This window comes from Nonomuraea wenchangensis, assembly GCF_900111685.1.
In the GTDB taxonomy this organism is placed as follows: Bacteria; Actinomycetota; Actinomycetes; order Streptosporangiales; family Streptosporangiaceae; genus Nonomuraea; species Nonomuraea wenchangensis.
Window position 1 is genome coordinate 378,138 of sequence record NZ_FOHX01000008.1, and the last position, 23,344, is coordinate 401,481.

A 23,344-nucleotide genomic window follows, 5' to 3' on the forward strand; every position below is an offset into this window, starting at 1 on the left:
CCGCCCGCCCTCGGCGTACGGCGGTTTCCCGCGCCTTGGCGCGACCACGACCACGTCATCGACGTCCTGCCCCGAGCCCGATGAAATTTTCATCGGCCCCTGCCTGACCTGCTCCGGTCGCCGGGCTGGTGGGCGGCGTGACCCGCGGAAAGGGGTGTGCCGGCGCCCCGTTTCGTGCCCGGCCGGATGACACCGGGCCCGGACCCCTCGCACGTCCGACCATAATCTCGCCGCGAGTGGACCCGCCCTACTCCCCATCAGGAGGACGTGCATGCGAAGCCGCATCGCGCTGTTGCTCGCCGCCATCGCCGTCGCGCTGCTGCCGCTCAGCCCGGCACAGGCCGCGTACGGACCCCCGAGCCCGATCATCCTTCAGGTGAACGCGAGCGACGGCACCCAGCTCGCCCGCGTCGAGGGCACGGTCGCCTTCGACGACGGGAACACGCGGTACACCTACTCGCTGGTGCTGTGCCGCCGTTCGAGCTTCCAGGCGCCGTACGTCAGGATCTACGTCAACGGCGTCCTCTACAACACCCTCTTCTGGAACCCCTCCACGACCGTCCCCTGGTGCTTCTACTCCGGCTTCGCCTCCCCGCACTCGGGCGAGGTGGACTACGGGGCCGTCGTCCGGAACGTCACCTTCGAGCTGATCGGGTCCAGCTTCCCGAACAACGTCTACAGGGAACACCGCAGCGGCTTCACCTACGACAACCCCTACAACTGACGATCCCGCACGACGGCAGAAGGCCACGGCTGATGCGGCCTTCTGCCGTCGGACGGCAAGATCAGTAACATGGCGGCCACGCCGTCATCGCCTCAGGAGCCCGCTTCTCATGTACTTCATCCACCGTGACTGGGAAGCCGGGCCTCTGTGTAAGACCGTCCGGCACGTGCCCGGCCGCACCGTCCTGGAATGGTTTCGCGGCCTGTGGGAGCCGGGCGGCCTCGACCGGGCGCACTCCGACCTGGACGGCGCGCCCTACGAGGTGGAACTGCTGAGGGAATGCGGCGACACCCCTCCTGAGGACATGGTCGAGCTACGCCGCCGGATCCGGACGCAGCTGTGGGCCGACGGGGAGCTGCACGTCGATGATCACAGCATCCGCATCCGCAGCATGGGCGTGCATCTGGAGGAGGCGTTCTACTTCGTCGACGACGCCCGCGTCGCCGAGCAGCCGGACCGCTGGGCCTATCCCCTCCACCCTTCGTGGCCGCTGCCCGACGCCGCCGCTCCCGGCCCGACGCCGTTCGTCGCGCCCCTCCCTTGCGTGGAGCTCGCCTCCTCGACAGCGCGCGACGCCGGCGCCACCTACATGCTGTTCACCACTCTGGACGGCAGGCACGACACCCTTGCCTACGATCGCACGTACGTTCTTCCCGGTGTGCGACTGCCTCAATTGGCCGCCGCGCTCCGCCGGCCCATCCAGGATCACGACGCCTGGCCCGGCCGGCTCCTCGACCTCCGAGCGTCGGTGGCCCCCGACGAAGGCGGCATCGCACCCGCCCTCGAACGCGTCAGCCGTTTCGCGGGCGACGCCGCCGAGTTCCCCGAGCCGCATGACCAGGCGCACCGGGCGGCGCTGGAACACCTGCGCACCGTCACCCCCGACGACGGCCGCCTGCCCGAGCGGACACTCATCCACGTCGGAGAGCACCTGGCGCTGATGGCCCTGCACGCGGACTCCAGCGGCCACCGGCCCTGGTTCGTCTTCGACGACGTCTGGGCCAGTGCCCACCCCGACCTGGCCGCCTCACTCATCCATTACGCCTACCACTGGGACCCCGGCTGCACCCGGAGGCACGGGTTGCTGATGCCCTGCGGTCACGAGGAGTACCTGGACCTCCGCCTCGGTTACGCCGACCGCGTCCGCGACTACGAGCCCTACGACGAACCGCTGGTGACCGAGCTGACCGGCGTGCGCAGCGTCGCCGAACTGCGCCGGCAGATCTTCCAGGACGCCGGCACCGGCGAGCAGCGCCTCCTGCTGGTCCTCGACCAGGACCATCGAAGCGAGTTGTTCGGGGTCGTCGGCGCCGTTCTGGGGCATCCGACCCCGGACGCCTGCGAGCTCCGCTACTTCCACCTGGGCAAACCCCACCGCGACCGTCCGGAGCAGCCCACCCGGCTGATCAAGGCGCTCTGTTTCGAGCTGCGGAAAGAGGGCTACGCCAACCTCGTCCTTCGCCGGCCCCCGGACGAGCTGTGCAGGAAGCGGCTGGATCCGGCCACCTTGCGGGGCACGGCGCCCACCGGTCGAGTGATCAGCTTGACCGACTTCTACCCGCCCGAGTTCTACGCCTTGTGGAGAGACCCGTTCCGCCTCTGATCGAGGAGAGCGGCAGCCGTCGCCGCGTCAGAGCTCCACGCCCTCGCGGAGGAGGGACCAGGCGCGGCGGACCGTGGCGTGCCGCTGGGACGCCGGGATGTGGGCGAGGGCGCCGGCGATCATGCCGAAGATCAGCACGAGGTCGTCGGCCGAGACGCCGGGGCGGATGCGGGGGGCCCGCCGTGGGTCGTCGAGGACGCCCTGGAGCAGGCCGACCACGCGCTCGCGCAGGCCGAGGATGCGCGGGTCGGGCTCGGTGGAGGCCCGTGAGACGAGCTCGATGAACGCGGTCGAGGCGACGGCGTTCTCGGTCATCACCGCGAGCAGGTCGTCGATGGTGCTGCCCGGCTCGGCGGCGAGCGCCTCCAGCGCGGCCACCTGCTCCTCGAACACGGCCATGGCCAGCGCGACGCGGTCGGGGAAGTGCCGGTAGAGGCTGCCCTGGCCGACGCCGGCGACGCGGGCGACGGAGCTGAGCGGCGCGCCGTAGCCCTCGGCGGCGAAGACCTGGCGCGCGGCGGTGATCAGCGCGGCGCGGTTCTCGGCGGCGGCGCTGGGTCCTCTGTTCGGTCGACGCGGCCCCGGCATGAAGGCTATCGTAACAACCGGACAGAGATGTCCGGTAGGCGGAGCACCCCCCAGGAAGGCCCGCCGCCCGAGCGGAAGGACTTGCTCATGAACGCTTTCGACGACCGTGTCGCCCTCGTCACGGGAGCGGGATCGGGGATCGGCCGGGCCATGGCGGTGGCCTTCGCCAAGGCCGGCGCCCGGGTGGTGGCCGCCGACGTGGACCGGGCGCGGGCCGAGGAGACGGCCGCCGTCGTGGGCGAGGCCGCGCTCGCCGTCACCGCCGACGTCGGCGACCAGGCGTCGGTCGCGGCGCTGGTGGAGGCGGCGATCGGCGCGTACGGGCGGATCGACGTGCTCTGCAACAACGCCGGCATCCTGGACACCATGGCGCTGCCCGCCGAGATCAGCCCCGAGGTGTGGGACCGGGTGATCCGCGTCAACCTGACCGGCGCGTTCCTGGTCACCCACGCGGTGCTGCCGCACCTGCTGCGCCAGGGCCGTGGCGCGATCGTCAACACCGCCTCCGAGGCGGGCATCCGCGGCGGCGCGGCCGGAGCCGCCTACACCGCCTCCAAGCACGGGCTCATCGGCCTGACCAGGAGTGTCGCCTGGGCGTACGCCAAGGACGGCATCCGCTGCAACGCCATCCTGCCCGGCCCCACCGCGACCAACATCGCCGACGGGGCCACCTTCGACCCGGCCGGCGCCGCCCGCCTGTCGCCGGTGCTGGCCCTGGGCGAGCTCATGGCGCAGCCGGAGCAGATGGCCGACGCCGCGCTCTACCTGGCCTCGGACGCCGCCTCGTTCGTCAACGGCGCGATCGTCCCCGTGGACGGCGGCTGGTCCGCCGGGTAAAGGGCGCTCAGCGGGCGGGCAGTTCCTCGTCCAGGCCGGCGGGGACGCCGCCGAGGCGGCGGGCGGCGGCGCGGCGGCCGGGGATGGTGGTGACGATGAGCGCCGCCAGCACCGCCACGCCCGCCCCGATCACGAACCCGGTACGGAAGCCCGCCTCGGACGGCAACGTCGCCGGACCGAGCCGGATCGTCATGTTGGCCAGCACCGCGCCGAGCACGGCGCTGGCCGACGAGGTGCCGATCGAGCGCATGAGGCTGTTGAGGCCGTTGGCGGCGGCTGTCTCGGTACGCGGGACCGCCGCCATGATGATCGACGGCATGGCCGCGTACGCGAAGCCGATCCCGGCGGCCACCACGGCCGAGAAGATCAGGATGCCCCAGGCGTGCCCCATGAGGACGAGGGCCAGCAGGTAGCCGGCGGCGATGACGAGCGCGCCGAGCAGCAGGGACGTCTTCGGCCCGCGCGCCGCCGACAGGCGGGCCGCCACGGGCGAGATCGCCATCATGACCAGCCCGCCGGGCGCCATCCACAGGCCGGCCTCGACCATCGACAGGCCCAGACCGTAGCCGGTGGCGGTGGGGAGCTGGAGTAGCTGCGGGGTGATGAGCGACATCGCGTACATGGCGAAGCCGATCACGATGGAGGCCAGGTTCGTCATCAGCACCTGGCGGCGGGCGGAGGTGCGCAGGTCGATCAGCGGCGCGGGCACGCGCAGCTCCCACCAGCCCCACAGCAGCAGGACGAGCGCCGAGGCCCCGAACATGCCGAGCGTGGTCCCGCTGGTCCAGCCCCACTCGCTGCCCTTGGAGACCGGCAGCAGGAACAGCACCAGTCCGGCCGCCAGCCCGATCGCGCCGACCACGTCCAGGCGGCCGGGCGACCTGACCGGCGACTCGGGCACGATCACCAGGATCAGCGCGCTCATCAGCAGCCCGAGCCCGGCCGCCGCCCAGAACAGCGCGTGCCAGCTCACGTACTGGGCGACGAGCGCGGCGGCGGGCAGGCCGAGCGCGCCGCCGACGCCGAGCGAGGAGCTCATGAGCCCGATGGCCGAGCCGAGCCGCTGCGGCGGGAGCACGTCGCGCATGATGGCGATGCCGAGCGGGATCACGCCCATGCCGAGGCCCTGCAGGGCGCGGCCGACGACCATGGGGACCAGCGACTCGGCGGGCGCGCACACGAACGAGCCGGCCGACAGCAGGAGGGCGCTGACGACCATGACGCGGCGCTTGCCGTACAGGTCGCCGAGACGGCCGGAGACGGGCATGGCGACCGCGCCGGCGAGCAGCGTGGCGGTGATGGCCCAGAAGGCGTTCGCGGTGGTGGTGTGCAGCAGGGCCGGGAGGGTGGCGATGAGGGGGACGATGAGGGTCTGCATCAGCGAGACCGTGATGCCCGCCGCCGCCAGCACTCCGACGACGAGTCCGCTGCGCGGCACCGTGCCCGGTTCGTCCATACGTCGCTCCCCCGAAGTCGGCCTGCCGCCAGGCGCAAATGGTGTGCATCATACACATGCCCACTCAACGGATATTCTTGACTCCCGCGACAGGAGGCAAGGTGCGCACGGAGATCGCCGACATCGAGCGGGAACTCATGCTGATCGGCCGTTACAAGGAGCTGGTGGCGGCCGAACGGCCCGACGAGCGGCCGCTGGAACGCAGCAGCTACATCCTGCTGAGCCGATTGGAGGCCGAGGGGCCGCTGTCGATCGGGCAGCTCGCGCGGGCGTTCGGCCTCGACACCTCCACCGTGAACCGGCAGACCGCCGTCCTGCTGCGGGCCGGGCTGGCCGAGCGCATCCCCGACCCGGAGGGCGGCATGGCGCGCAAGCTCCGCGTCACCGAGGAGGGGCTGCGGCGGGCGCGGGCCGAGCGGGAGGGCCGGCTGCGCGGGCTGGCGAAGGTGCTGGAGGACTGGACGACGGAGGAGCTGGAGTCCTTCGCGGGCGGGCTCGCGCACTTCAACGCCAGCATCGAGCGCTGAGACCTTCTTACGAGGGCTCCGGGGTCATTCGCCGGCGAAGACCCGTAGTTGCAGGGCGAGCGTGCCGTAGTAGCCGACCAGCGTGGTCAGCTCGAACAGGCCGCGCTCCCCCAGCGCCGCCACCGCCCCCGCGTACTCCTCGTCGTCCAGCCGGCCGCGCGCCGTGAGCGCCGCGACGGCCCGCAGGGCGGCGCGCTCGGCGGGGTCGTCCGGCTCGGGCAGGCCGCCCTCGCGCAGCGTCGCCAGCTCGTCCTCGGTGAGGCCGCAGGCGCGGCCGACCGCCTCGTGCGCCTCGCGCTCGAACGCGCTGTCCCACCACGCGGCCACGGCCAGGATCGCCAGCTCCCGTACGCGGGCGGGCAGGACCGAGCCGTAGCGCACCGCGGCCCCCACCGCCTGCAGCGCGCCGCCGACCGGCGGGCTGAGCAGCATCGCGTTGAACGGGCCGCGCAGCCGTCCCTCCTCGTCGGCGAGCGCGAACGGCTGCGGGCCCACCGACCGGGGGCCGCCCGCGATGGCCTGGTAGACCTGCCGCTGCTCCTCGTCCAGCTCGTCCGGTCGCAGTCCGGCCAGGCGTCGCCCGAGGTCGTTCCGCTCCACTTACGGCCTCCGTCCATCCGTTTAGCTGCGCGTTACAGCGTGCCTTCTATCGTGGCGCGCGAGAACTCTCGGGAGCGTTCATGTCACAGAGAAAGGTCAAGCGCAGGCGTGCCGAGCTGCGGCGCGAGGAGGCCGCGCGGCAGGTCGTCCACAAGCGGGCGATGCGCAGGTTCGTGCTGGTCGCCGTCGCTCTGGTGACGGTGGTGGCGGTCGCCACGGGGGTGCTGGTGGTCACCTCGCTCGGCAAACCGCCGGAGACGGCCGCCCCGGCCGCGCCGTCCCCCACCGTGACCACGACCCCGTCGCCGTCGCCGTCACGGTAGGAGGCCGGCGGTCACGCGTGCTGGAGCGCGGCTTCCTCGGCGTGCGTCTTGAGCATCGCCAGGCTCTGGCGCAGCCGGCGTTCGGGGTCCGTGCCCAGCAGCCGGGCCACGACGTGGCCCGCCGCCCCCGCCACCGGGTTGTACGAGAGCCGCACCTGCACCTGCGTCCGGCCGCCCGGCACCGCGGCCAGCCGCAACGTGCCCGCGTGGGCGATGAGCTCGCCCTCGGCCGACTTCCAGGCGAGTTCGCGGCCCTCCACGCGGCGGGTCTCGCTCGCGTCGAACCGTACGGGCGTGCCGGCCGGGCCGCTGATCAGCCAGTGGGAGATGCGGCCGTCGTCGGACAGGCGCACCTCGTACACCTGGGGCATGAACTTCGGGAACGCCGAGTAGTCGCTGACCAGAGCCCAGACGGCGGCCGGGGACGCGTTCACGGTGACGGCGGCGGTGACGTCGACGCCGCGGCGCCCGGCGTTGATCCCGGTCAGACGGCGCAGCGGCAGGTTCGCCGCGGCGCGGACGGCCAGCACCGCGGCCATGCCGCGCGCCGCCGTCGAGAACGGGCTCGGCAGCCGCAGGGTCCAGAGGACGACCGCGGCGGTGCCCGCCAGGAAGCGGGCGGTCGGCGACCACTGGACCTGCAGCAGTTCGGGCACCGGCCGCCGGAGCCGGCCGCCGTGCAACCGGGACGACCCTCCGGCCTCGCGGTGGGCGGTCCAGACGGCCTCGACCCCCCGGACGCCGGGAACGCGGCGGATCGCCCGGCGGGCCCGCTCGTCCTCCGCCGCCAGCACGTCGCCGGCGAGCGTGACGATCCCGTCGTGCACCAGGACGTCCACGGCGTGCGAGTGGCTGACGTGGCGGCCCAGTTCGGCGCGTACGCGCTCGTGCAGCACCCGGTCGTCGACGGACCGGCCACTGAAGCGGTAACGGACCGCCGCGCCCAGCCCCCGGCTGCGGTTGCTCAGGTCCCGGCTCAGGACGCCGAGGCCGTCGCGCAGCTTGTGCGTGGCGTGGGCGGCCTTGTCCCGCGCTCTGGCCCGGCGGCTGCGTCCCCGTACCGGGTCGAAGAGGTACGCCACCGCGGCCCCGGCGCAGAACGCCCCCGCCGCCGTGACGGCCCTTCCAGGCCCGCTCCGCCCTCCGGCGGCTCTGTCGTCCGTGCTCACGCGCATGGTGTCCCCCCTGGTGCCCCTCGATCAGCGGCTACCCGCCCCCGGCCCCTGTCATGCGTCATCGCTGTTCATCGCACCGGCCCAAAATAAGTCCCTTTTGTCGGCATATGTCGTTTTTCGGTGGAGGGTTCGGGCATGGAGGGACGGATTCCGACCGGCCGCGTACGCGCAAAGGAGCGGGCCAATGAACGAAACGGGCAAAGTCGCGCTGGCCCTCGTCGCCGGCTACTACCTCGGCAGACGGCACAAGTTGCGCATGGCCACGGCCATGGCGGCGACGGTGCTCTTCCGCCGGCTCAAACGGAACGGAGGCGACCTGCTGAGCGCCTCCCCCGAGCTGGGTGAGCTGACCGGACGGCTGCGCGGTGAACTCCTCGATCTGACCAAGTCCGCCGCCATGACGGCCGCGGTCCGGCAGATAGAGGCCCTGGCCGACCGGCTGGAGCAGGCCGGGCAGGCAGAGAAGGGCAGCGAAGAGGGCGCTGAAGAGGGCACTGACGAGGGCGCCGATGAGAACGCTGACCAGGAGGGCGGCGGCGAGGAGGCCGAGGAGGAGGAGGAGCCCCGCAGCGCGAAATCCCGCCTCCCGAAGCCGCGCGCGCCGAAGCCGCACGTGCCCAGGGCCGCCGATCGGGTGAGAGCGGCCGCGTCGGGCGTGGCCCGCCGCCGGTCCTCCGATCGGGACAAGACGAGGGAGTGAGCGCGATGACCGAAGCGCTGAAGGCGGCGGCGAAGGGCGTCGGCAAGGGCAAGGAGACCCTGGACAAGACCCCGGTGGCCGGCAAGGCGACCTCGAAGCTGCCGACGGGAGAGCTCAGTTCCGCCCTGAAGCGGCTGGGGATGGCCGCGGCCGGGCGGGCGCTGACGTCGGCGATCGGCAAGGTCGAGGGCATGAACGGGCGGCTGAACAACCTCACGCCGGGCGGCTCGGGCGGCGGCTCGGAGGGCGGCTCTGAGGGCGGCTCGGGAGGCGGGCTGCTCAGCGGCGCCAAAGGGCTGCTCGGCGGATCGGAAGGCGGCTCGATCGGCGGATCGACGCTGGCCGGAGCGGCGAAGGGCGCCATCAAGGGCGTGTTCGGCAAGATCGGCAAGATCTTCAAGCGCGGTAAAGGCGCGGGCGGCAAGTCGCTCAAGGTCACCAACATCGTCGAGGCGATCGACATCGGGGCGCCGCGCCGGGTGGTCTACAACCAGTGGACGCAGTTCCGGGACTTCCCGACGTTCATGAAGAAGGTCGAGAACATCGACCAGCAGTCCGACGAAAGGCTGGTCTGGAAGGCGCAGGTCTTCTGGTCGCACCGTAACTGGCGCGCGAAGATCCTGGAGCAGGCGCCGGACGAGCGGATCATCTGGCGGTCGGAGGGCGACAAGGGGCACGTGGACGGTTCGGTGACCTTCCACGAGCTCACGCCCGATCTGACCCGCGTCGTGGTGATCCTGGAGTACTACCCGAAGGGGCTGTTCGAGCAGACCGGCAACCTCTGGCGGGCCCAGGGACGGCGGGTACGGCTGGAGCTGAAGCATTTCGCCCGGCACGTCATGTCCCACGTGATGCTGAATCCCGAGGAGATCGCCGAGGACGGCTGGCGGGGCAAGATCCACGACGGCGAGGTGATCCCGCCGGAGGAAGAAGAGGAAGGCGCCCCCGGGGAGGAGGAAGGCCCCGAGGAAGAAGGCGCTGAAGAGGAGGAAGGCGGCGAGGAGGAAGAGCCCGAGGAGGGCGAGGAAGAAGAAGGACCCGAGGAGGAAGAGCCGTCGGGCGAGGAGCCCGAGGAGCCTGAGGACTACGAAGAGGCCGAGGAGCCGGAGGAGCCGGAGGAGCCCGAGGAGCGGCCCGCTGCTGAGCAGAAGCGCGGGGTGCGGGCGGAGCCGCGCAGGGCGGGCAAGCCCAGAGAGTCGATGCGCCCGCTCCGCCGCAGGTCCTGACCATGCCGGTGCCGGGTGAGCAGAGCCAGGGCGCGCGCCTTCGGGCGCCCGCCCTCTACGTGTACGGCATCGTCCCCGCCGACGTCGAGGTGGACGAGCACGCGCAGGGCGTCGGCGAGCCCGGCACCATGCGGGTGATCCGCCACCGCGAGATCGCCGCCCTCGTGAGCGAGACGGACCGGACCACTCCCCGGCCTGCCGACGGGGCAGCGCACGAGGACCTGCTGGACGCCGTCGCCGCCGAGGTCCCCGTGTTCCCGCTCCCCTGCGGGACGGTCGTCCCGGACCGGACGGCGATCCTGGACGACCTGCTGAAGCCGCGTCACGACGAGTTCGCCCACACCCTCCGGGAGCTGGAGGGACGGGCCGAGTACCTCGTCGAGCTGCGCTACCCCGACCAGGAACGGCCGCGCGAGCCCGACGTACGCGCCCTGGTCGAGGCGCTGACCCCGGTCTCGGTACGCCTGTCGCCGGGCCGGCCGACCGGCAGGCGGGACACGGCCCGGCTGGCGGTCCTCGCCGAGACCCGCCGGGCCGGCGAGCTGGAGAGCGCCCTGGACACCCTGGCCGAAGGCTGGGCGGGCCGGATCGAGCTGCGCCTGTTCGGCCCGCTGGCCCCGTACGACTTCACACCCTCCGATCACCAGGCCGATCACAAGTCCGATCACAAGCCGTCCGGCTGAGGTCAGCGGGAGGCGGCCAGGCGGTTGGTGAGCAGCGCCTCCATGACGGCCTGCGCGGCGGGCAGCAGGTTGCCGGCCTGCGCGAGCACCCGCGAGGCGGGCCCGTCGACGACGGCGGCCTCGACCTCGGCCCCGCGGCGGAGCGGCAGGTGGTGCAGGAAGATCGGGTCGGGCCCGGCCGCGGAGAGCAGGTCGGCGGTCACCCGGTAAGGGATGAGCGCCGCCGTCGCCGCCGCGGAGACGGGCCAGGCGCCGGTGCAGACGGCGTCGGCCTCCTTGACCGCCTCGTACGGGTCGGGGGTGACGATCACCTTCCCGCCGCCGGAGGCGGCCTCCTCGGCCCTGGCCAGGACGGCGGGGTCCGGCCCTTCGTTTTCGGGGGCCGCGACGGCCAGGGTCAGGCCGGTCAGGGCGACGGCCTCGATGAGGCTGTGGGTGACGTTCGAGGCCGGGCCGACGCAGGCGAGCTTGCGGCCCCGCAGGTCGCCGAGGTGCTCGCGGAGGGTCATGAGGTCGGCGAGGGTCTGGAGCGGGTGGTGGGCGTCGGTCAGCGCGTTGAGCACCGGCACGTGCGCCGCCCGCGCGAACCTGACCGCCTCGGCGTCGTCGCAGATCTGCAGCACCACGAGCGCGGTGTACGCGCCGATCATCTGGGACGGCTCCCCCAGGCGCCCCGCATGGCCAGGCCGCCCCCGGCCCGGTGCGGCGTGCAACGGGGTCCCTCCCAGCCGGGAGACGGCCGTCTCGATCGGGACGCGGATGCGGGCGCACGGCCGCGTGCAGTACATCAGCACGGTACGCCGGCGCAGCAGCCCTGGCGCCGCGAGCGGCCGGGCCTTGAAGTGGTCGGCACGGTCGAGCAGGAACCTCAGCTCGTGCCGGTCCAGGTCGGCGATGCGCAGCAGGTGCCTCACAGGGGCCGCTCCTCTCGGCGGGCGACGCGGGCGAAGAGGGTTCGCCATCCCAGCGCACCACTGGAACTACCCACCAGTACGGAGGCTAAGGAAACCAAATGGACGGACTTTCGTCCCTACGGCAGCCGGAAGGTGAAAACGCAGGTGCCGGTGGGGATGGAAGCGGTCAGGCGGACCCGATGGACGGTCTCCGGGCGGCCGTCGTGGCCGCGCACCTCCAGTTCCTCCGGCGACGCCCGCCACGGTTCCGGCACGCGGAGCGTCACCGGCCCCCACGAGACCGTTCCCCGGCCCACGACGGGGCGGCGGCGCGAGACGAACACCTCCTCCACCCGGCACTCCCCGCCGTGGAAGGCGAAGTCGTCGGCGACGTCGAGCCGGCCGGGACGCCAGGTGAAGGTGCGGACGAGGCGGGCCAGGCGCGGCGTGCCGTACGCGGCGGTGAGGTCGAGGGCGAGCAGCAGCGGGTCGCCGGGGACGTGCGCGACGACCCGCGCGGCGCGCTCGCGTCCCGGGAGCTGGGCCGCCCCGTCGATCAGGGGGACCGAGTGCCAGTCCGCGGCGGCCTGCGGGGTGCGGTAGCGGAGCGGGCCGAAGTAGTCGCGGGTGTACTCGGGCGCGCCGAGGTCGTCCAGGATCGGCTCGCCGTCCGCGTACAGGACGAAGTGGCCGAGGTCGAGGTGGTTGTGCGGCTCGTCGTTGTGGCCGCCTTTCGCGGCGAACGCGCTCCCCGCGGCGCGGGCGGCGACGATCCCCGCGTGCGGGAGGAACGCCTGCGGGGCCGGCGCGCGACGGACCGCTCCGGTCGTCCACCAGAGCGTTCGGCTGAGGTGCGCCCAGCGGTAGCAGGGGTCGTCGTGGAAGGACGGCCCGTCCCCCGGCCGGGCGGGCACGGGGACGTCCAGGCGTCCGGCCAGCCGGTCGAGCAGCCCGGCCGGGTACGTCCCACGCCCGCTCGCGTCGGCGAAGGCCGGGCGGTGGCCGCCGCCGAGGTCGATGGCCGCCGGGTAGGCGGCCATGGCGCGTACGTGGGGGTCGTCCAGCAGGTCGCGGCCGGTGCGTGCGCGCAGCGCCTCGGCGAAGTAGACGAAATACCCGAAACCATAGGCCCAGTAGTCGGGGCCCTCCAGGCAGGCGCCGTCGGGCGCGGCCCCTGAAAGGTACGAGGCCAGGGCCGCCTCGACGCGCGGCAGCAGGGCGGACAGCCGGCCGGAGTCCAGGGCCAGGGCGGCCATCCCGGCCGCGCCGGCGCAGACGGCGGCCCAGTTGTGCGCGCACGTCTCCCACCACCAGCGGCGGTCCTGCACGGGCGCGAGCACGCGCCGGTCCACCTCGTCACGGACGCGGGCGCGTACGGCCGGCGCGATCCGGTCTCCCAGGAGGGCGACCGCCTCGGCCAGGGTGTGGGCGGTCTCGGCGGCGAACAGGTCCACGTGCCGCTCCCGGTCCGCCGGGTCGTCGCCGTCCGGGGCGTGGGCGGGCAGGATCCAGGTGTGCTCGTCGCAGACGGACCCGAGGAGGTCGTCGAGCGCCGGGTCGGGGCGGCCGTCCAGGTGGGCGGCCAGGAGGAGGGCGGCCAGGCGGCGGCGCCGCTCGAAGTAGACGGCCTCGTACGCCAGCCGGTCGCCGGACTCGGCGAAGCGCCGCCACAGGGCGGAGGTCAGCGCAGGCGCCTCCGTCTCCCGCGCCCGCACCGCCTCCACCCGCACCTCCCGTACGAACCGCTCCAGGCCGGCAGGCAAGGGGAACGGGGTGGGCATCAGGCGATGTGGGGGAGGTCGGAGGGGTGGACGGCGCCGTGGAGGGGGTGGCCGTGGGCGAGGCGCTCGACCTCGGCGACCGCGAACTCCCCGAGCCGCCGCAGCTCCCGCCCCCGCGCCCCGCTGATGTGCGGGGTGACGAGCACGTTGGGCAGCCCGAGCAGCGGATGCCCATGGGGCAGCGGCTCGGGCTCGGTCACGTCGAGCACGGCGCTGATACGCCCGCTCGCGCAGTGGCGGACCAGGGCGGCGGTGTCGATGAGCGCGCCACGGGCGGTGTTGACCACGACCGCGCCGTCCCGCAGCAGCCCGAGGCGGCGCCCGTCGAGCAGGTGACGGGTCTCCGGCAGTTCCGGCGCGTGCAGGGTGACCAGTTCGGCCCGCCGGCACAGTTCGTCGAGCGGCACGTGCCGGGCGCCGAGCGCGGCGGCCTCGTCCGGGCCGACGTACGGGTCGCTGAGCAGGATGTCGGCCCCGTGCCCGCGCAGCCGTGCGATGACCAGCCGGCCCACCCGGGAGGCGCCGACGACGCCGACGGTCGCCCCGGTCAGCCCGCCTCCGTCGCCGGGGGTGGCCACGCCGGGCAGGGCGTCGCCGGACCAGCCGGCCGCCGCGTACGCCCGCGCCCGCGCGAACGCCTGCTTGGCGGCCAGGACGAGCATGGCGAGGGTGTAGTCGGCGACCGGCACCGCGTTGGCCGCCGCCGCCGAGGAGACCGCGATGCCGCGTTCGAAGACGGCCGGCGTCAGGTGCCCTTTGACGCTGCCGGCGGCGTGCACGACCGCGCGCAGGCGCGGCGCGGACGCGAGCACGGCGGCGTCGATGCGCGGACAGCCCCAGCCGGTGATGAGGATGTCGGCGTCGAGCGGGCCGTCGAAGGAGTCGATCACGCCGCCGGCGATCCCGGCGACCGCGGCCAGCCGGCGCATCAGGTCGAGGGGGAACAGCTCGGGCAGCAGAAGCGGCTGCATGGCGAACGCCACACGCGGCATCATCGCCCCGCCGCCCAGGCCGTCATCGCGGGATCACCGGGGTCCGAGGCGTCGTACGGAGCCGCGGACCACGATGTGTGTGCCGAGCGTGAGGACGCGGGCGGAGCCGGCGCCGTCCATGGGACCGGAGGAGGGCGGTCCGGGGGTGAGGCGGCCGAGCGCCAGCCGGACCGCGGTGCGCCCAAGCTCGTCGTGGGGCAGGTGCACCGTGGTCAGGTCGAGGTCCTGCGCCGGGGGGACGTCGTCGTAGCCGACGATCGAGATGTCATCGGGCACGCGCAGCCCGTGCTCGCGCAGCGCCTGGATGGCGCCGGCGGCCACCAGGTCGTTGCCGGCGAAGACGGCGGTGAAGGACGGCGGGCCGGCGGCGAGGCGGCGGCGCATGGCGGCGTAGCCGGCCTCGCGGTCGAACTCGGCCTCCACCTCCAGATCCGGGTCGGCGGGGACGCCGTGCTCGGCGAGGGCGGCGCGGTAGCCGGCCACGCGGCTGTCGGAGGTGGTGTGGCCGGGCCGCAGCCCGAGGTAGAGGATCCTGCGGTGGCCGGCCGACAGCAGGTGGGCGGTGACGGCGTGCGCGCCGCCGGTGTTGTCGAAGCCGACGACGAGCGCCGGCACCCCCTCCCCCAGCGGCGGCCGGCCGCACAGCACCAGGCGGGAGCCGGCGGCGGCGAGCGCGTGGGCGTACTCGGTCATGCGCTCGCGGTACTCGTCGTCGACGACCACGCTGCCGACGAGGATGACGGCCTCGGCCCGCTGCTCGCGCAGGAGCCGCACGATGGACAGCTCGCGGCCGGTGTCGCCGCCGGTGGTGCAGATGAGCGAGAGCCGTCCCTCCTGGGCGGCCTGTTCCTCGACGCCCTGGGCGATGAGCGCGTAGTAGGGGACGGCGACGCTGTTGACGACGATGGCGATGGCGCCGGGGCGGGCGGCGGACAGGGCGCGGGCGTGGGCGTTGGGGACGTAGTCGAGCTCGCGCACGGCCCGGACGACTTTGTTGCGGGTGGCGGCGAGCACCGGGTACTCGCCGCCGAGCACGCGGGACACCGTGGCCACCGAGACGCCGGCCCGCTTGGCCACGTCCCTGATGGTGACGCGGTTGGAAGCGGTCATGCGGGCCTCCTGCTGGTAACCGGTTACCTGATCGCTGTCCTGGACGGTAAGAGATCCGCTTTCCGCCGTCAACCCCACGTGCGGCGCGTTTGTAACGAAAAGTTAACAGCGTGTTGACTCGCCGCGTCGATCGCGTTTACCGTCCGGCTCACGACGTCTGAAGTAACCGGTTACCTGGCATCGGCCCCGATCCTTCCCCCCAGAGAGGTGGCCTCGATGGACGGACCACTCACCCGGCGCGGACTGCTCAGAGGATCCGTGCTCTTCGTCGCCGGCGCCGCCGTCGCCGCCTGCGGCGGTGATCCTCTCGCCAAGACGAAGTCCACCCCCGCCGCCGGGGGCGCCCCGAAGATCACGCTCAACCACTGGTACCACGAGTACGGCGAGGAGGGCACCCAGCAGGCGGCGATGCGGTACGCGGCCGACTTCACCAAGGCCAACCCCGACATCGCGGTCAAGGTCTCGTGGATCCCCGGCGACTACGCCACCAAGTGGACCGCCGCCGTGCTGACCGCCGACGGCCCGGACGTGTACGAGGTCAACGACGTCAGCCCCAACATGGTCAAGGCCGGCCAGGTGACGCCGCTGGACGAGGTGCTGGGCGCGGAGAAGTCCGACTTCGACCCGAAGGTGCTGGCGCCGTACACGTGGGGCGGCAAGGTCTACGCGGTGCCCATGATCATCGACCCGATGTTGCTGTTCTACCGCAAGTCCCTGTTCCAGAAGGCGGGGGTGGCGGTGCCGGGCAGCTTCCCCGAGCTGGTCGCGGCGGCGAAGAAGCTGACGGCGGGCAAGCAGAAGGGGTTGTTCGCCGGCAACGACGGCGTCGGCGCGCTCAACACGATGGTGCCCTGGTCGAACGGCAACCTGCTGATCGACGACCGGAAGATCACCTACGACGACCCCAAGGTGGTCGAGGCGCTGATCGGGCTGAAGGAGCTCTACGACGCGAAGACGACGCTGCAGGGCTACTCGACCGACTGGTGGGACCCGGGCGCGCTGATCAACGGTGCGGCGGCCATGCAGTGGGTGGGCCTGTGGGCGGTGCCCGGCATGACCGAGGCCCTGGGCGACGACTTCGACGCCTTCGCGCTGCCGGCGTTCGGGCCGGGCGGGCGCCCGGTGGTGAACATGGGCGGCTGGGTGCAGGTCGTCAACGGCAAGAGCAGCAACCTGGACGCGGCCAAGAGGTACGTGCGCTGGCTGTGGGTGGAGAACACCGCCGCGCAGACCGACTGGAGCCTCGCCTACGGCTTCCACGTCCCGCCCCGCGTCAGCGCCGCCGCCAAGGCGGACAAACTGACCAGCGGTCCGGCCAAGACCGTGATGGACGCGGTCGCCGCGCACGGCGTCAAGCAGCCGGCGCTCTGGACCGCCGAGGTGCGCCAGCCCTACACCGACGCCGTCACCGCGATCGTCAAGAAGGGCGCCGACCCGGCGAAGACGCTCGCCGAGGCGGCCAGACGCTCGCAGGACATCCTGGACAAGGTGCCCGTGCTATGACGACCACGGCCGGCCTCGCCAGGCTCCGCACCGGCCGCTGGCCGGCCTGGCGCGCGTTCGTCCTGCTCACGCTGCCGATGGTGGCGGGGCTGTTCCTGTTCAAGTACGTCGCCATCGGCTGGGGGCTGCTGCTCAGCTTCAACGACGCCCGGGGCACGATCAGCCTGGGCTCCTGGAACGGGCTGGAGAACTACCGGCGGCTGCTGTCGGACCCGGCCTTCACCCGGTCGCTGGTGACGATCCTGCTGTTCACGCTGTTCATCGTGCCGGTGACGTTCGCGCTGGCGCTCGGGCTGGCGGTGCTGGTGAACCGGCTGCGGCGGGGGCGGGCGCTGTTCCGCACCACGTTCTTCGTGCCGGCGGCGGTGTCGTACGTGGTGGGCGCGCTGATCTGGAAGATGAGCCTGTTCAACGGCACGCCGTCGGGGGTGGCGAACAGCCTGGCCTACCTGCTGGGCCACGAGGACGCCATCGGCTGGGTCGCCACCGTCGATCCGCCGCTGTACTGGATCGTGCTGGTCACCGTGCGGCTGTGGCTGCAGACCGGCTTCTACATGATCCTGTTCCTGGCCGGGATCCAGCAGGTGCCCGCCCAGCTCTACGAGGCCGCGCGGGTGGACGGCGCCCACTCCGAGTGGACGCTGTTCCGGCACATCACCTGGCCCATGCTGCGCAACACGTCGGTGGCGGTCACGCTGCTGCTGATCATCAACGCGTTCCAGGCGTTCGACGAGTTCTACAACATCCTGGCCTCCAACCTGTCGGGGCTGGGCGGCGCGGACGGCCGCACGCCGCTGATCTACCTGTTCCAGACCGCGCTCGGCGAGCAGAACTACGGTGCGGGGTCGGCGGGCGCGTTCGTGGTGACGGCGCTGATCGTGGCGTTCACGCTGCTGCAGGGGCGCTTCGCCGGGTTCGGCAGGACGGCCGAGGAGGAGGCCCGGTGAGCGGCCGAGGAGGAGGCCCGGTGAGGAGGCTGCGGCTGGGCTCGTACGCGGCGGTGGTGGTCTTCGCGGTGCCGTTCCTGCTGCCGTTCTACCTGCTGGTCCGCAACGCGCTGATGACCCGGCGGGAGCTGGGCTCGCTCGACTGGCACTGGTGGCCGGAGACGGTGACGTTCCAGGGGTTCGCCGACGCCTTCGGCAACGACGCGGTGCCGCTCGCGCACGCGCTCGGGAACTCCACGCTGATCTCGGCGATCTCCGCGCCGCTCGCCACGCTGCTGGCCTCGATGGCCGGGTACGGGCTGGCCCGCATCCCGGTGGCGGCGGCGCGGCCGGTGTTCTTCTTCATCATCGCCACCATGATGGTGCCGGGGGCGGCCACGTTCATCCCGACGTTCGTCGTGGTCGGGTCGATGGGCGGGGTCAACACGCTGTGGGGGCTGATCGCGCCCGGTCTGTTCAGCGCGTTCGCGGTGCTGCTGTTCCGCGGCTTCTACCTGCGCTTCCCGCGCGAGCTGGAGGACGCGGGGCGGGTGGACGGCCTCGGCTACATAGGGCTGTACGTCCGGCTGGCGCTGCCGAACTCGGGGGCGCTGTTCGCCTCGCTCGGCATCCTGTCGTTCATCGAGCACTGGAACGCGTTCCTGTGGCCGCTGGTGATCGGCCAGGACCCGGAGTACTGGACGGTCCAGGTGGCGCTGTCCACCAACCTCAACCAGCAGGCGCTCAACCTGCCCGCGCTGTTCGCCGGCGCGCTGGTGGCGATCCTGCCGCTCGTCGTGCTCTTCCTCGTCGCCCAGCGCTGGATCGTGCGGGGCGTCCTGCTCACCGGCGTCAAAGGCTGACTCCCCTTTTCGAAGGAGCTTCCCATGTCCCGTGTGCTGCCCCTGCTGGCCGGGCTGTTACTGATCCTGCTGCCCGCGCCGCCCGCCCGTGCCGCACCCGTGACGGTGCCGGTCGGCGCGGCCTTCACCGACACCTCGGGCGGCGCGCTGCACGCGCACGGCGGCGGGGTGCTCAAGGTCGGCTCGTACTACTACTGGTTCGGCGAGAACCGCAACGCCGACGGCACCTTCCGCTACGTCTCCGCCTACCGGTCGGCCGACCTGCGGAGCTGGGAGTTCAGGAACCACGTGCTCACCCAGTCCAGCGCGGCCGAGCTGCGGGTGGCCAACATCGAGCGGCCGAAGGTGATGTACAACGCGGCGACCGGCCGGTTCGTCATGTGGATGCACAAGGAGAACGGCAGCGACTACGGCGAGGCACGGGCCGCGGTCGCCGTGTCGGACACGGTGGACGGGAACTACACCTACCTGCGGAGTTTCCGGCCGCTCGGGCACATGTCGCGCGACATCACGACCTTCACCGACACCGACGGCGCGGGTTACATGATCTCGGCCGCAAACGAGAACTACGACCTGCACGTCTACCGGCTGACCGCCGACTTCACCGACGTCGCGTCGCTCGTACGGATGTGGGACGGCGACCACCGGGAGGCCCCGGCGCTGTTCAAGCGGGGCGGCGTGTACTTCATGCTGACCTCGGGCGCCACCGGCTGGCAGCCCAACCAGGCCAGGTACGCCACCGCCACCGCCATCACCGGCTCCTGGAGCGCCTGGCAGGACGTCGGCGACGCCACCACCTTCGGCTCGCAGCCGGCGTACGTGCTGCCGGTGCAGGGCACGTCCGGCACCTCCTACCTGTATCTGGGCGACCGGTGGGCCGGGGCGTGGGGCGGGCCGGTCAACGACTCGCGGTACGTGTGGCTGCCGATCCAGTTCCCCTCGGCCATGTCGATGAGCCTGTCGTACGCGCGGGAGCTGACCGTGGACGCGGCGGCCGGCACGATCACCGCGGTCGGCTCCGGCCACGACCGGCTGACCGTGCGCCACTCGGGCAAGTGCGCCGACGTGCGCAACGCCTCCGGCGCGAACCTGACCGCGGTCATCCAGTACACCTGCGGCGGCGGCTTCAACCAGCAGTGGCGGATCCAGTCGGTGAGCGGCGGCTACGTGCAGGTCGTCGCCAGGCACTCGGGCAAGTGCCTGGACGTGAACGGGCAGAGCACCGCCGACGGGGCCGCGATCCAGCAGTACACCTGCGGCTCGGGCGCCAACCAGCAGTGGTCGCCGCAGGACGCGGGCGGCGGGTACGTGCGGCTGGTGGCCAGGCATTCGGGCAAGTGCGCGGACCTGCCGTCCTCGTCGCAGGCCGACGACGTGCAGTTCAAGCAGTATCCGTGCAACGGCGGCCAGAACCAGCAGTTCCTGCGCACCCCGTTGTAGGGGCGGCTCGTCCCAGGAGGCGGTCATGACCTGGTAAAAGGCCCACCCCCGCCCGAATCGGCACAATTTGTGACGTTAGAGTGACAAATTGTGAACGAGAAGCTCGTGGAAATAGCCTGGCCCGGCCTCGGTATCACCGTCGCCGCCGAACTCGACCAGCGGAACCCGGCCCTCGCCCAGTGCTTCTGGGACGCGCTGCCGTACCGGAGCCTTCAGGGCCACGCCCTGGTCGCCGGCCACCACCTCTACCACGTCGCACCGGTCCACTCGCTGCTGCACGCGCCCGCGGAGCACCGCGTGGACCGGCGCACCGTCCCGGACGGGACCCTGTTCTGCTCGCGCCTGCAGCACCTCGGCATCAAGTACGGCGAGCTCACCGAACCCATGACCGCCACACCCATCGGCCAGGTGCTGCCCGAGCACCTGGACGGCCTGATCGAGGCGGGCCGCGAGGTCTGGCGGGCCGTCTACACCACCAAGGAGCCCGTCATCGCCGAGGTGCGCCGCGCCGGAGAGACCGGCGGGCACCGGCTGCCCCGGCTCCCGGTCGGCGACCCGCAGGTCAACGCGCTCATCTCCGACGTGCACGCCGAGACCGAGCGCATCTGGCTCGACCCGCCGCGCGAGCTGGTGGACCTGCACCAGGGCCGCATCGCCTCCCGCGCCGGGAGCTACGAGACGGTCCTGACCACGCTGCTGTTCGTCAACGGCGAGACCCGCCCGCTCGGCTACAGCTGCTACGGCGGCCTCGTCCGCGCCGCCATCGAGGGCATGCCGATGCCGTGGCTGCGGCAGATGACCCGGCTGCTGGCCCACACCCCGGCGGAGTTCCTCGGCTACTGCGGCCTGGACACGCTGTGGGGATTCACCCGGCGGCTCCTGGACAACCTCGACCGCGTCAACGACCACGTCGACTTCATGTCGGTGATGGCCACCATGGCCCTCTACTGCAACTGCCTCGGCGGGTGGAACCTGCACCTGTTCCCGTGGGAGGCGGGCGACAGCCTGCGCCGCGTGGAGGCCCACGTATGACCGACACGCGCGTGGCGGTGATCGGCGGCGGCGTCATCGGCCTGTCGATCGCCTACCATCTCGCGGAGGCCGGAGTCGAGACGACGCTGCTCGAACGCGGCGCGCTCGGCTCCGGCGCCTCGCGCGCCACCGCCGACGTGGTCCGGTCGTACTTCGCCGGCAACCCCGTCAGCTCGGCGCTGGCCGTACGGAGCCTGGACGCCTACCGGGCCTTCCCGGTCCGGCCGGGGGCCGACCTGCCGCTGCGGCAGGTCGGCTACCTCGTCCTGTTCTCCACGCCCGAGCAGGTCGCCGCCTTCGAGGCCGACCTGCCCGCGCAGCGGCGGGCGGGCGTGGACGTGCGGCTCATCGACGTGGAGGAGGCCAGGGAGCGCAACCCGCTCCTCGGCGACCTCCCGCTGGTGGCCGCCGCCTGGTCGCCGCAGGCGTACGTCTCCGACACCGCCGCCATCGTCACGGCCTACGCCGAGGCGGCCCGGCGCTCCGGCGCCACGCTCATCACCGACCGCCCGGTCTCCAGGATCGACTCCTCGGCCGGGCGGGTGTTCACCGAGGACGGCGGCGAGCTGACGGCCGAGGCGGTCATCTGTGCCGCCGGCGCCTGGTCGCCCGCCCTCGTCCGCGGCGCGGGCGTGGACCTGCCGATGACCGAACCCATCGAGCAGGAGCTGCTGGTCACCGATCCGCTGCCGCCCGGCACGCCGGAGATCCCGTGCACCCTGCACGCGGCGAGCGGCCTGCTGTCGCGGACCCGCGGCGACCGGCTGCTGGTCGGGATGGGGTATCCGGGTCCCGACCGGGAGGCGTGGCGGCGCGAGGTGGCGGAGCGGTTCGCGGAGACGTACCCGGGACTGTCGGAGCCGGCCCTGCACCCGGCCGTCACCGGGCTGCGCGACGCCAGCCCGGACCGGCGCGCCTTCATCGGCCACCTGCCGGGGCCCCCGGCGTTCCTGTACGCCACCGGCTTCTCCGGCCACGGCCTGTGCAACGCGCCGGCCGCCGGCGAGCTCGTCCGCGACCTCTACCTCGACCAGGACCCCGGCATCGACGTGACCGCCTTCGCGGTCGGCAGACAACGAACGGGATGACCTATGACCGAGCTCGTGCGTTTCATCATCGATCCCGCGGCCCAGGACCCGCACGCCGACAACGAGCGGCTGCGCGCGGCAGGACCGCTCGTGCCGGTGACCGCCGAGGGCGTGGACGCCTGGGCGGCCACCAGGTACGCCACCCTGATGACCGTCCTCACCCATCCCGACCTCACGAGAGAGATCCAGTACTGGGACCCGCTGGAACGTTCCAAACTGCCGCCGGGCACCGCCATCGACCGCATCGTCACCGACATCTCCATGCTGAACGCCGACGGCGAGGAGCACCGGCGGCTGCGCACGCCGCTCGCCGCCGGCTTCACCCCGCGCCGGGTGCAGGGCCTGCGGCCCAAGATCGAGGCGCTGACCGGCGCGCTGATCGACGACCTCGCCACCCTGCCCGCGCACGAGCCGGTGGACCTGCGGGCGCGCTTCGCCTATCCGCTGCCGCGTGACGTCATCTCCGAGATGATCGGCATCCCGCCGGCCCATCAGGAGCGGATGCACGAGCTGACCGACGCGGTCGCGCACGTCAGCGCGGACCTGACGGACGGCCCGCGGGTGCGCGAGGAGCTGCACGCGCTGCTGCACCGCATCATCGAGGAGCGGCGGCGCTCGCCCGGCGAGGACATCATCACCGACCTGATCAGGCTGCGCGAGCAGGACGGCGGCAGGCTCTCGGAGGACGAGCTGATCGCCACCATCGACCTGCTGTTCATCGCCGGCCACGTGACGACCGTCAACCTCATCACCAACGCCGTCGGCGCGCTGCTGCACACGCCCGGCCAGCTCGCCCTGGTGCGCTCGGGCCGGTGCCCGTTCAGCGCGGCCGTGGAGGAGACGCTGCGCTGGGACTCGCCGATCGCCTACTTCCCGTTCCGGTACGCCAAGCGCGACGTCGAGATCGACGGCGTGCACCTGCGGGCGGGCGAGGCCGTGCTGGCCTGCTTCGCCTCCTCCGGGCGGGACCCGGAGCAGTTCGGCGCGGACGCCGACCGCTTCGACGTCACCGATCCGCCGGCCTCGCACCTGGCCTTCGGGCACGGGCCGCACTTCTGCCTGGGCGCGCCGCTGGCCCGGCTGGAGGCGGAGATCGCGTTGCGGGCCCTGTTCACGGCCTTCCCGGCGATCAGGGCCGCCGGGCCGCGGGACGAGTTGCGGCAGATCGACACGTTGCTCGGCAACAGCACCCGTACGATGCCGGTCGTCCTCGGGCCCCGCGCCCGGTAGACGGCAGCGGCGCCTACCGGGCGGCAGCGGCGCCGGAGGAACGG

23 protein-coding genes are annotated in these 23,344 nt (G+C 72.7%); 15 read left to right on the forward strand and 8 right to left on the reverse strand.

From position 1 onward, the window contains the following. Positions 1-271 precede the first annotated feature (271 nt). Both BMW85_RS25965 and BMW85_RS49730 read left to right on the forward strand, forming a co-directional pair. Positions 272-724 carry a hypothetical protein gene (locus BMW85_RS25965; protein WP_091086177.1) on the forward strand — a complete coding sequence of 151 codons (453 nt, stop codon included), beginning with the start codon at positions 272-274 and terminating at the stop codon, positions 722-724. Between the two features lie 166 nt (positions 725-890). Then, on the forward strand, positions 891-2,327 hold the full coding sequence (locus BMW85_RS49730) for a hypothetical protein (protein WP_177240886.1): 1,437 nt from the start codon (positions 891-893) through the stop codon (positions 2,325-2,327). Between the two features lie 27 nt (positions 2,328-2,354). Here BMW85_RS49730 and BMW85_RS25975 read toward each other — a convergent pair whose 3' ends face one another. Further along, positions 2,355-2,915 (reverse strand): TetR family transcriptional regulator, encoded by a 561-nt coding sequence (locus tag BMW85_RS25975; protein WP_091086183.1) that lies wholly within the window; start codon positions 2,913-2,915, stop codon positions 2,355-2,357. 87 nt (positions 2,916-3,002) lie between these two features. On the opposite strand from BMW85_RS25975, the gene BMW85_RS25980 reads away from it, so the two are divergent. Next, positions 3,003-3,752, forward strand: a complete 750-nt coding sequence (locus BMW85_RS25980; RefSeq protein WP_091086184.1) for an SDR family NAD(P)-dependent oxidoreductase — start codon at positions 3,003-3,005, stop codon at positions 3,750-3,752. A 7-nt stretch (positions 3,753-3,759) separates the two neighbouring features. Here BMW85_RS25980 and BMW85_RS25985 read toward each other — a convergent pair whose 3' ends face one another. Beyond that, entirely contained in the window at positions 3,760-5,208 is a 1,449-nt protein-coding gene (locus BMW85_RS25985; protein WP_091086187.1) for an MFS transporter, read from the reverse strand. Between the two features lie 101 nt (positions 5,209-5,309). Here BMW85_RS25985 and BMW85_RS25990 point away from each other — a divergent pair, with 101 nt between their 5' ends. Continuing rightward, the gene (locus BMW85_RS25990; RefSeq protein ID WP_218155927.1) at positions 5,310-5,735 is read left to right on the forward strand and encodes a MarR family winged helix-turn-helix transcriptional regulator; all 426 of its coding nucleotides are present in this window, start codon (positions 5,310-5,312) and stop codon (positions 5,733-5,735) included. Positions 5,736-5,759: 24 nt separating this feature from the next. Here the strand turns inward: BMW85_RS25990 and BMW85_RS25995 are convergent, their stop codons facing one another. Further along, the gene (locus BMW85_RS25995) at positions 5,760-6,335 is read right to left on the reverse strand and encodes a carboxymuconolactone decarboxylase family protein (protein WP_091086188.1); all 576 of its coding nucleotides are present in this window, start codon (positions 6,333-6,335) and stop codon (positions 5,760-5,762) included. 80 nt (positions 6,336-6,415) lie between these two features. Here BMW85_RS25995 and BMW85_RS26000 point away from each other — a divergent pair, with 80 nt between their 5' ends. Next, a complete protein-coding gene (locus BMW85_RS26000) occupies positions 6,416-6,658 on the forward strand; it encodes a hypothetical protein (RefSeq protein WP_091086191.1) in 243 nt (80 codons plus the stop codon). Between the two features lie 11 nt (positions 6,659-6,669). On the opposite strand, the gene BMW85_RS26005 is transcribed toward BMW85_RS26000, so the two are convergent. Then, positions 6,670-7,833 carry an SRPBCC family protein gene (locus BMW85_RS26005; protein ID WP_091086192.1) on the reverse strand — a complete coding sequence of 388 codons (1,164 nt, stop codon included), beginning with the start codon at positions 7,831-7,833 and terminating at the stop codon, positions 6,670-6,672. Between the two features lie 184 nt (positions 7,834-8,017). Here BMW85_RS26005 and BMW85_RS26010 point away from each other — a divergent pair, with 184 nt between their 5' ends. From BMW85_RS26010 to BMW85_RS26020, 3 genes are read left to right on the forward strand one after another with little or no spacing between them, the layout of a single operon-like run. Beyond that, positions 8,018-8,533 (forward strand): hypothetical protein, encoded by a 516-nt coding sequence (locus BMW85_RS26010; protein WP_091086195.1) that lies wholly within the window; start codon positions 8,018-8,020, stop codon positions 8,531-8,533. A 5-nt stretch (positions 8,534-8,538) separates the two neighbouring features. Then, positions 8,539-9,759 carry an SRPBCC family protein gene (locus BMW85_RS26015; RefSeq protein ID WP_245775067.1) on the forward strand — a complete coding sequence of 407 codons (1,221 nt, stop codon included), beginning with the start codon at positions 8,539-8,541 and terminating at the stop codon, positions 9,757-9,759. Between the two features lie 2 nt (positions 9,760-9,761). After that, a complete protein-coding gene (locus BMW85_RS26020; RefSeq protein WP_091086201.1) occupies positions 9,762-10,442 on the forward strand; it encodes a GvpL/GvpF family gas vesicle protein in 681 nt (226 codons plus the stop codon). Between the two features lie 2 nt (positions 10,443-10,444). On the opposite strand, the gene BMW85_RS26025 is transcribed toward BMW85_RS26020, so the two are convergent. From BMW85_RS26025 to BMW85_RS26040, 4 genes are all read right to left on the reverse strand, one after another. Beyond that, positions 10,445-11,356: an ornithine carbamoyltransferase gene (locus BMW85_RS26025; protein WP_177240887.1), complete on the reverse strand. Its 912-nt coding sequence runs from the start codon at positions 11,354-11,356 to the stop codon at positions 10,445-10,447. Positions 11,357-11,472: 116 nt separating this feature from the next. Continuing rightward, positions 11,473-13,116, reverse strand: a complete 1,644-nt coding sequence (locus BMW85_RS52050; protein WP_091086205.1) for a heparinase II/III domain-containing protein — start codon at positions 13,114-13,116, stop codon at positions 11,473-11,475. After that, positions 13,116-14,108: a hydroxyacid dehydrogenase gene (locus BMW85_RS26035; RefSeq protein ID WP_091086387.1), complete on the reverse strand. Its 993-nt coding sequence runs from the start codon at positions 14,106-14,108 to the stop codon at positions 13,116-13,118. The genes BMW85_RS52050 and BMW85_RS26035 overlap by 1 nt, the downstream gene beginning before the upstream one ends. A 33-nt stretch (positions 14,109-14,141) precedes the next feature. Continuing rightward, the gene (locus BMW85_RS26040; RefSeq protein WP_091086207.1) at positions 14,142-15,218 is read right to left on the reverse strand and encodes a LacI family DNA-binding transcriptional regulator; all 1,077 of its coding nucleotides are present in this window, start codon (positions 15,216-15,218) and stop codon (positions 14,142-14,144) included. A 216-nt stretch (positions 15,219-15,434) separates the two neighbouring features. On the opposite strand from BMW85_RS26040, the gene BMW85_RS26045 reads away from it, so the two are divergent. The 7 genes from BMW85_RS26045 (at position 15,435) to BMW85_RS26075 (ending at position 23,300) form a co-directional block, all read left to right on the forward strand. Continuing rightward, positions 15,435-16,721 carry an ABC transporter substrate-binding protein gene (locus BMW85_RS26045; protein WP_091086210.1) on the forward strand — a complete coding sequence of 429 codons (1,287 nt, stop codon included), beginning with the start codon at positions 15,435-15,437 and terminating at the stop codon, positions 16,719-16,721. Then, positions 16,718-17,668, forward strand: a complete 951-nt coding sequence (locus BMW85_RS26050; RefSeq protein ID WP_091086211.1) for a carbohydrate ABC transporter permease — start codon at positions 16,718-16,720, stop codon at positions 17,666-17,668. Before BMW85_RS26045 ends, BMW85_RS26050 begins: the two co-directional genes overlap by 4 nt. A 20-nt stretch (positions 17,669-17,688) precedes the next feature. Continuing rightward, positions 17,689-18,510: a carbohydrate ABC transporter permease gene (locus BMW85_RS26055; RefSeq protein ID WP_218155929.1), complete on the forward strand. Its 822-nt coding sequence runs from the start codon at positions 17,689-17,691 to the stop codon at positions 18,508-18,510. Between the two features lie 24 nt (positions 18,511-18,534). Beyond that, entirely contained in the window at positions 18,535-19,950 is a 1,416-nt protein-coding gene (locus tag BMW85_RS26060; RefSeq protein WP_091086214.1) for an RICIN domain-containing protein, read from the forward strand. A gap of 90 nt (positions 19,951-20,040) precedes the next feature. Next, entirely contained in the window at positions 20,041-20,982 is a 942-nt protein-coding gene (locus tag BMW85_RS26065; protein ID WP_091086216.1) for a cucumopine synthase-related protein, read from the forward strand. Continuing rightward, positions 20,979-22,070, forward strand: coding sequence for an NAD(P)/FAD-dependent oxidoreductase (locus tag BMW85_RS26070; RefSeq protein ID WP_091086219.1), 1,092 nt, complete (start codon positions 20,979-20,981; stop codon positions 22,068-22,070). Before BMW85_RS26065 ends, BMW85_RS26070 begins: the two co-directional genes overlap by 4 nt. A gap of 3 nt (positions 22,071-22,073) precedes the next feature. Continuing rightward, on the forward strand, positions 22,074-23,300 hold the full coding sequence (locus tag BMW85_RS26075; protein ID WP_091086221.1) for a cytochrome P450 family protein: 1,227 nt from the start codon (positions 22,074-22,076) through the stop codon (positions 23,298-23,300). Positions 23,301-23,344: the final 44 nt, after the last annotated feature.